The organism is uncultured Aquincola sp., from assembly GCF_964001545.1.
Classification (GTDB): domain Bacteria; phylum Pseudomonadota; class Gammaproteobacteria; order Burkholderiales; family Burkholderiaceae_C; genus Aquincola.
Genome location: NZ_CAXFDV010000052.1, coordinates 1 through 7,273 on the forward strand (window position 1 = coordinate 1; position 7,273 = coordinate 7,273).

Below are 7,273 nucleotides of genomic sequence, written 5' to 3' on the forward strand. Positions count from 1 at the left end.
CTGTTCCAGATCGTGCAGCCGGGCATCGCCCTGTTCGGCAAGAAGGACTACCAGCAGTGCCTGGTGGTGCGCAGCATGGTCGAGCAGCTGAACCTGCCTATACAAGTGATCGGCGGCGAAACGGTGCGCGCCGACAGCGGCCTGGCCTTGTCGTCGCGCAACGGCTACCTGAGCCCGGCCGAGCTGGCAGAAGCGACGGTGCTGAGCGCCGAGCTGCGGCGCGTGGCCGACGCGGTGCGCGGCGGCCGGCGCGACTTCCCGGCGCTGGAAGCCGCGGCGGTGCAAGCGCTGCAGGCCCGCGGCTGGCAGCCCGACTACGTGGCCGTGCGCCGCCAGGCCGACCTGGCCGAACCCGCCGCCGGCGACGACAGCCCGCTGGTGGTGCTGGCCGCCGCCCGCCTCGGCAACACCCGCCTGATCGACAACCTGGAAGTTTGATCAAGGGGGTTCCCGCTTGGCGGCGGCCCGCGGGCGCCGCAGAATCAAAGGCACCCGTCAGCCGAAGGAGTGCCGCATGAACGCCGCCGTCCGCAAGCAGCCCGCCGGTTACCACTCGGCCACGCCGTACCTGACGATCACCGGCGCGCCGGCCGCGATCGACTACTACCGGCAGGCCTTCGGCGCGGTGGAGGTGATGCGCCTGGCCGACCCCGCCGGCCGCATCCTGCATGCCGAGGTGCGGGTGGGCGACTCCATCATCATGCTGCACGAGGACACGCCCGAGTGGGGCACCCGCAGCCCGAAGACGCTGGGCGGCAACACCGCTTCGGTGCTGCTGTACGTGGACGACGTGGACACCACCTACGCTGCGGCCATCGCGGCCGGCGGCCAGGCCGCGATGCCGGTGCAAGACCAGTTCTACGGCGACCGCACCGGCTCCCTGTTCGACCCCTTCGGCCACCGCTGGATCCTGGCGACCCACATCGAAGACGTGTCGCCCGAAGAAATCAGCCGGCGGGCGGCGGCGATGTTTGCGTTGGGGCAGTGAGGACCCTGCGGTCGACCTTGCGATGTCCTGGGGCGCGCTGGTCCAACCGACGCTCGAGTGGCTGTGGCGGCTGGCCGGTGTCGCCACGCATGTCCGCGTGCGTGCGCACCGCGCCACCTTCGAAAGCCGTACGCACCGGGCGGGGCTGGAATGCTTATTCATCACTGTCAGCAACCGGTTGCTGAGCCGGGTTCAACAGGCTGGGTTCGTTCCCGGCGGCGCCCTGCCGGTCTCCCGCAACCGGGGCGCCTGATCAGCCGGAGGGCCCGGCAGCGCCGCCCACCCCTCAAGTTCCCGCCCGCCCACCCGAAAGACCGTAACAAACCTCTTCGCCGGAGCCTGTCACGTGTCTTCCCTGCCCCATTCCAACCTCGCCCCCTTCGTCGAACGCGCCAGCACGCTGCCGGCGATGCCCGAGGTGGCCAACACGCTGATCCGCTCGTTCTCGCGCGACGACCTGTCGCTGCCCGAAGTGGCCGGCCTGATCGGGCGTGACCAGGTGCTGGCGGCCAAGGTGCTGCGCCTGGCCAACTCGCCGCGCTACGCGCCGCGCCACGACATCTCGTCGCTCAAGGACGCGGCCGCCACGCTGGGCCTGCGCGCGCTGCGCGACCTGACGCTGGCCGCCTGCATGAGCAGCGCGTTCCCGTCGGTGATCGGCTTCGACCGCCTGAGCTTCTGGCGTTCCACGCTGGCGCTGGCGGCCTACACGCAGCCGCTGGCCCGGGCCATGGGGCTGGACGAGGACGAGGCCTACCTGGGCGGCCTGGTGCTGCGCACCGGCCAGATCCTGATGTTGATGACCGACCCCGAGCATGCGGTGCTGGCGCAGTACCAGGCCAGCACCATCGATTCGGCGATGGCGGTGGAAAGCCGCCTCTTCGGCTGCAGCCACCCCGAGGTGACGGCTGCGCTGGCCCACCACTGGCATTTCCCGGCGCAGCTGGTGATGGCGATCACCGCCGCCTGCGATCCGCTGGCCACGCGGCCCTTCAGCCGCATGGGCGCCGCACTGCGCCTGGCCAGCGTGATCACCGACTGCCGCGAACTGGGCGTGCCGGTGATCGATGGCCTGCAGCTGATGCAGTCGGCCCTGCTGGAGCACCTGCACCTGGACCTGGAGTGGCTGGACGCCCACCTGCCCGACCACCGGCTGGCCACGGCGGGGGTCGAGGCCCTCGTGCACTGATTTGATACAGCCCCCGAGCTTGCTGCGCTCGCGCCCCCAGGCCCTTGTAAGAGGGCCCTTCGGACCCTTGGGGAGCTCAGTTTCTTGGGGCGGCCCGGCGGGACTGACCAGTCAGCCCGACACCACCGGAATCCCGCGGAACTGCCCGGCCTGGGCGGTGCCCGCGGGCTTGGGCCAGCGGGTGCCGTCCAGCCGGTGCAGCAGTTCGGCTTCACGCGCCCGGGCCAGTGCCACGTTGGCGATCTTGACGTGGCCGTAGCCGCGCATCTTCTGCGGCAGCGCCGCGATCTGCGTGGCCAGCGGCAGCGTCTGCGTGCTCAGCAACGGCAGCAGCTCGTCCAGGCGTGATTCGAAGGCGCTGATCAGGCCCCGCTCCATGCGCCGCTCTTCGGTGTAGCCGAACAGGTCCAGCGGGCCGCCGCGCAGCGCCCGCGCCTTGGCCAGCACGCCCAGCATCGGCATCAACCAACTGCCAAAGCGCAGCTTGCGCGGCGTGCCGCCATGCTTCGGCCGGCTGAGCAGCGGCGGTGCCATGTAGAACTCCAGCTGCAGGTCGCCTTCGAACTGCTGCTGCAGCTGCTGCTTGAACGCGCCGTCGGTGTACAGGCGCGCCACCTCGTACTCGTCCTTGTAGGCCATCAGCTTGAGCAGGCTGGCCGCCGCCGCGCGGGTGAAGGGCAGCGAGGCATCACCGCCCAGCGCCGCTTCGCGTTCACGCAACTGGCGCACCCGCGCCTCGAAACGGCGGGCGTAAGCCGCGTTCTGGTAGGCGGTGAGGTGGGCCACGCCGCGGGCCAGCAGCGCATCCAGCGTCTCGGGCTCGGCCGGCGTGGGATCCACCGGCGCCTGCAGCAGCGCCTGCAAGGCGCCTTCATCGGCCGCGGCCATGCGGCCCAGCGAAAACGCCAGCTGGTTGGCCTGCACCGCCACGCCGTTCAACTCGATCGCGCGCTGCAGCGCGGCCAGGCTCACAGGAATCAGCCCGCGCTGCCAGGCATACCCCATCGCCAGGATGTTGCTGACGATGGAATCGCCCAGGAAAGCCTCGGCCAGGGCCTGCGCCTCGAACGTCTCCACCTGCTGCACGCCGGCCGCGAACTCCAGCTTGGCCAGCAGCAGGTCGGTCTTCAGGCTGGCGTCGGGGTTCTTCAGCGATTCGGCCACCGGAATCTCGTGCGTGTTGACCAGCACCCGCGTGCGGCCGTGGCGCACCGTCTGCAGCGCCTCGGGCGATGCGGCCACCACGATGTCGCAGGCCAGCACCGCGTCGGCCTGCTGGGTGTCGATGCGCACCTGGTTCAGCCGCTCGGGCGTGTCGGCCAGGCGCACGAAGCTCAGCACCGAGCCGCCCTTTTGCGCAAAGCCCATGAAGTCGAGCACGCTGGCGCTCTTGCCTTCCAGGTGCGCGGCCATCGCGATCACCGCGCCCACCGTCACCACGCCGGTGCCGCCCACGCCGGTCACCAGCAGGTCGTAAGGGCCGGTCCATACATGCGGCGCGGGCTGCGGCAGCTGCGCCACCTGCTGCATGAAGCGCTCGGCGCCTGCGCCGGCCAGCGCACCGGTCTTCTTGCGGGGCTTGCCATTCAGCACGCCCACGAAGCTGGGGCAAAAGCCCTTGGCGCAGGAATAGTCCTTGTTGCAGCTGCTCTGGTCGATGCGCCGCTTGCGGCCCAGCGGTGTCTCGTGCGGCAGCACCGCCACGCAGTTGCTCTGCACCGAGCAATCGCCGCAGCCTTCGCACACCCGCTCGTTGATGAAGAGCCGGCGCGCCGGGTCCACCATCTCGCCCTTCTTGCGGCGGCGGCGCTTCTCGGCGGCGCAGGTCTGCTCATAGATCAGCACGGTGACGCCCGGCACCTCGCGCAGGCGCCGCTGCACCGCATGGAGCTGGCTGCGGTCGTGGAACTCGGTGCCGGCCGGAAAGCGGTCCTTGATCGACGCGTACTTGCCGATGTCGTCGGACAGCACCACCACCTGCTTGACGCCTTCGCTTTCCACCTGGCGGGCGATGGCATCGACGCTGATCACGCCGTCCACCGGCTGGCCGCCGGTCATGGCCACCGCGTCGTTGAACAGGATCTTGTAGGTGAGCGTGGCCTTGGCCGCCACCGCCTGGCGGATGGCGAGGTAGCCCGAATGGTAGTAGGTGCCGTCGCCCAGGTTCTGGAACACATGCGGCACCTTGGTGAACATCGAGTGCGAGACCCAGTCCACGCCCTCGCCGCCCATCTGGATCAGGCCCGCGGTGTCGCGGTCCATCCAGTTGGCCATGAAGTGGCAGCCGATGCCAGCGCGGGCGCTGGAGCCTTCGGGCACCACGGTGGAGGTGTTGTGCGGGCAGCCGGCGCAGAAATACGGCAGCCGCTTGACGCTGTCGGCGTCGTTGGCCAGCAGCCCAGGCGGCATGAAGTCGCGCACCAGGTGGCGCTTGTCCATCGCCGGCTGGCCAGGGAAGTGCCGCACCAGCCATTGGTCCACCAGCTGGATCAGGCCTGAAGGCCGCAGCTCACCCAGCGCCGACACCAGCGGCCGGCCCTGCGCATCGAGCTTGCCCACGATGGCGGGGCGCACCGGCTGGTTGTAGAAGAGATCGCGCATCTGCGTCTCCACCACCGCGCCCTTCTCCTCGATCACCAGCACCTCTTGCAGGCCTTGCGCAAAGGCCTGCATGCGCGTGGTTTCCAGCGGAAAGCTCAGGCCCACCTTGTACAAGCGCACACCGGCTTCGGCCAGCATCGCGGGCGTGATCTCCAGCCGGCGCAGCACCTCCATCAGGTCGAAGTGGGCCTTGCCGCAGGTGACGATGCCCACCTTGGCCTGCGGCGACTCGATCACGTGGCGGTCGATGCTGTTGATGGCGGAGAACGCCCGCACCGCGTCCAGCTTGTCGGCCAGCCGCGACTCGATGCGCAGCGAAGGCAGGTCGGGCCAGCGGTAGTGCAGCCCGTCGGCCGGCGCCTGGTGGCCGGTGGCGGCGCGCACGGCATCGGCACTCACCCAGGCGGCGGTGCGAGCGGCGATCAGGTCCAGGTCGACCGTGGAGCCGCTCTCCACCACCTCCGACAGCGCAGTGAGCCCCACCCAGGCGCCGCTGTAGCGCGACAAGGCGTAGCCGTAGAGGCCGAACTCCAGGTACTCCGCCACGTTGGCGGGCGAGACCACGGGCATGCTCCAGCCCATCATCGCGTGGTCGCTCTGGTGCGGCATCGACGAGCTGACGCAGCCATGGTCGTCGCCCGCCACCACCAGCACGCCGCCGTGCGGCGACGAGCCGTAGGCATTGCCGTGCTTGAGCGCATCGCCGGCGCGGTCCACGCCCGGGCCCTTGCCGTACCACATGGCAAACACGCCATCGACGGTGCGTTCCGCGTCCGACTCCACCCGCTGCGTGCCCAGCACCGCGGTGGCGCCCAGCTCTTCGTTGATGGCGGGCAAAAAGCGCAGCCCGCAGTCGTTGAAGCGCTTGCCCGCCTTCCAGATGGCCTGGTCGAGCATGCCCAGTGGCGAGCCGCGGTAGCCGCTGATGAAGCCTTGCGTGTTCAGGCCTGCGGCTTCGTCGCGGGCGCGCTGCATCAGCATCAGGCGCACCAGGGCCTGCGTGCCGGTGAGGAAGATCTGCCCGCTGCCGGCCCACAGGCTGTGGCTCAGCTGGTAGTCGGGGCGGGTGATGGGGTGCTGCTCGGGGCTCTGGATGGCCATGGCTGTCTCCGCGTACTTCTGGGAATCGGCACAGCATAGGCAAGGCCACGCAGCAATCGATGCTTGATTTGCCGCGCATCGGCCATACTGCAGGCAAATCATTCTGAGAAGTGCAGATGGCGGAGCAAATTTCACTGGATGCGCTCAGCCTGCGGATCCTGGCCGAGCTGCAGCGCGATTCACGCCAGACGGTGCAGCAGCTGGCCGAGGCGGTGGGCCTCTCGTCCAGCCCCTGCTGGAAGCGCGTGAAGGACATGGAAGCGGCCGGCGTGATCCGCGGCTACACCGCGCTGGTGGACGCCGAGAAGGTGGGCCTGGGCCTGCGCGTGGTGGTGGAAGCCAACCTGGAAAAGCACAGCGAAGACCTGGTGCGCCGCTTCGAGGCGGCGGTGGCCGCCAGCCCGCACATCGTGCAGTGCCACAGCACCACCGGCCAGGCCGACTATGTGATGACGGTGCTGGCGCCGGACATCAAACGCTACGAGCAGTTGCTGCACGACACCATCTTCCGCCTGCCCGGCGTGACGCATGTGCGCTCGTCCATCGTGCTGCGCGAGATCAAGGCCGAGGTGGCGCTGCCGGTGGAGCCGGCCGGGCAGGCGAAGCCGGCGGCCCGTCCGAGGCGCGCGAGGCGCTGATCACAGGTCCGGGAACGGCGAGCGCCAAGGCGCCTGCCGGCCGATGCTGCGTCTTCGTTTCAACGCAGCAAGGACCCATATGCAGACCCTTGAAGGCAAGGTCGCCCTCATCACCGGCGCCAGCTCCGGCATCGGCCACGCCACCGCCCTGTTGCTCGCCCGGCATGGGGCCGCCGTGGTGCTGGGCGCCCGTCGGCTGGCGCCGCTGCAGGCGCTGGCCGAGCACATCGGCAGCCACGGCGGCCGCGCGTGCGCGCTGGCCGGCGACGTGCGCGACGACGCTTATGCGCAAGCCTTGGTGCGGCAGGCGCAACAGGCCTACGGCGGCCTGGACATCGCCTTCAACAATGCCGGCACCCTGGGGCCGATGGGCCCGACGCCCGAGGTCTCGCCCGACCAATGGCGGGAGGCGCTGGACACCAACCTCACCAGCGCCTTCCTGGGCGCACGCCATCAACTGCCGGCGCTGATGGCGCGCGGTGGCGGCTCCTTGATCTTCACGTCCACCTTCGTCGGCCACACCGCGGGCTTTGCCGGCGTGGCGGCTTATGCGGCCAGCAAGTCGGGGCTGATCGGCCTGGTGCAGGCGCTGGCGGTGGAAGCCGGGCCGGCCCGGGTGCGCGTGAATGCGCTGCTGCCCGGCGGTACCGATACGCCGATGGCGCGCGAGATGAACGGCAGCCCGGAGCAACTGGCCGCGGTGGCGCGGCTGCATGCGCTGGGCCGCATCGCCGCGCCGGACGAGATCGCGCAGGC

Annotated in this window: 6 protein-coding genes; 5 read left to right on the top strand and 1 reads right to left on the bottom strand. The window is 70.0% G+C overall.

Annotation, left to right across the window (positions count from 1 at the left end; all coding sequences use genetic code 11):
* From ABNT58_RS01850 to ABNT58_RS01860, 3 genes are all read left to right on the top strand, one after another.
* The coding region (locus ABNT58_RS01850; protein ID WP_348751813.1) for a pantoate--beta-alanine ligase at positions 1-438 on the top strand (438 nt) is incomplete at its 5' end.
* Between the two features lie 76 nt (positions 439-514).
* Complete coding sequence (locus ABNT58_RS01855) at positions 515-988, top strand: VOC family protein (RefSeq protein ID WP_348751814.1); 474 nt, start codon at positions 515-517, stop codon at positions 986-988.
* A gap of 346 nt (positions 989-1,334) precedes the next feature.
* The gene (locus tag ABNT58_RS01860) at positions 1,335-2,177 is read left to right on the top strand and encodes an HDOD domain-containing protein (RefSeq protein WP_348751815.1); all 843 of its coding nucleotides are present in this window, start codon (positions 1,335-1,337) and stop codon (positions 2,175-2,177) included.
* 111 nt (positions 2,178-2,288) lie between these two features.
* On the opposite strand, the gene ABNT58_RS01865 is transcribed toward ABNT58_RS01860, so the two are convergent.
* Positions 2,289-5,879 carry an indolepyruvate ferredoxin oxidoreductase family protein gene (locus tag ABNT58_RS01865; protein WP_348751816.1) on the bottom strand — a complete coding sequence of 1,197 codons (3,591 nt, stop codon included), beginning with the start codon at positions 5,877-5,879 and terminating at the stop codon, positions 2,289-2,291.
* Between the two features lie 128 nt (positions 5,880-6,007).
* On the opposite strand from ABNT58_RS01865, the gene ABNT58_RS01870 reads away from it, so the two are divergent.
* On the top strand, positions 6,008-6,517 hold the full coding sequence (locus tag ABNT58_RS01870; protein ID WP_348751818.1) for an Lrp/AsnC family transcriptional regulator: 510 nt from the start codon (positions 6,008-6,010) through the stop codon (positions 6,515-6,517).
* Between the two features lie 79 nt (positions 6,518-6,596).
* On the top strand, positions 6,597-7,273 hold a 677-nt coding region (locus tag ABNT58_RS01875), incomplete at its 3' end, for an SDR family oxidoreductase (protein WP_348751817.1).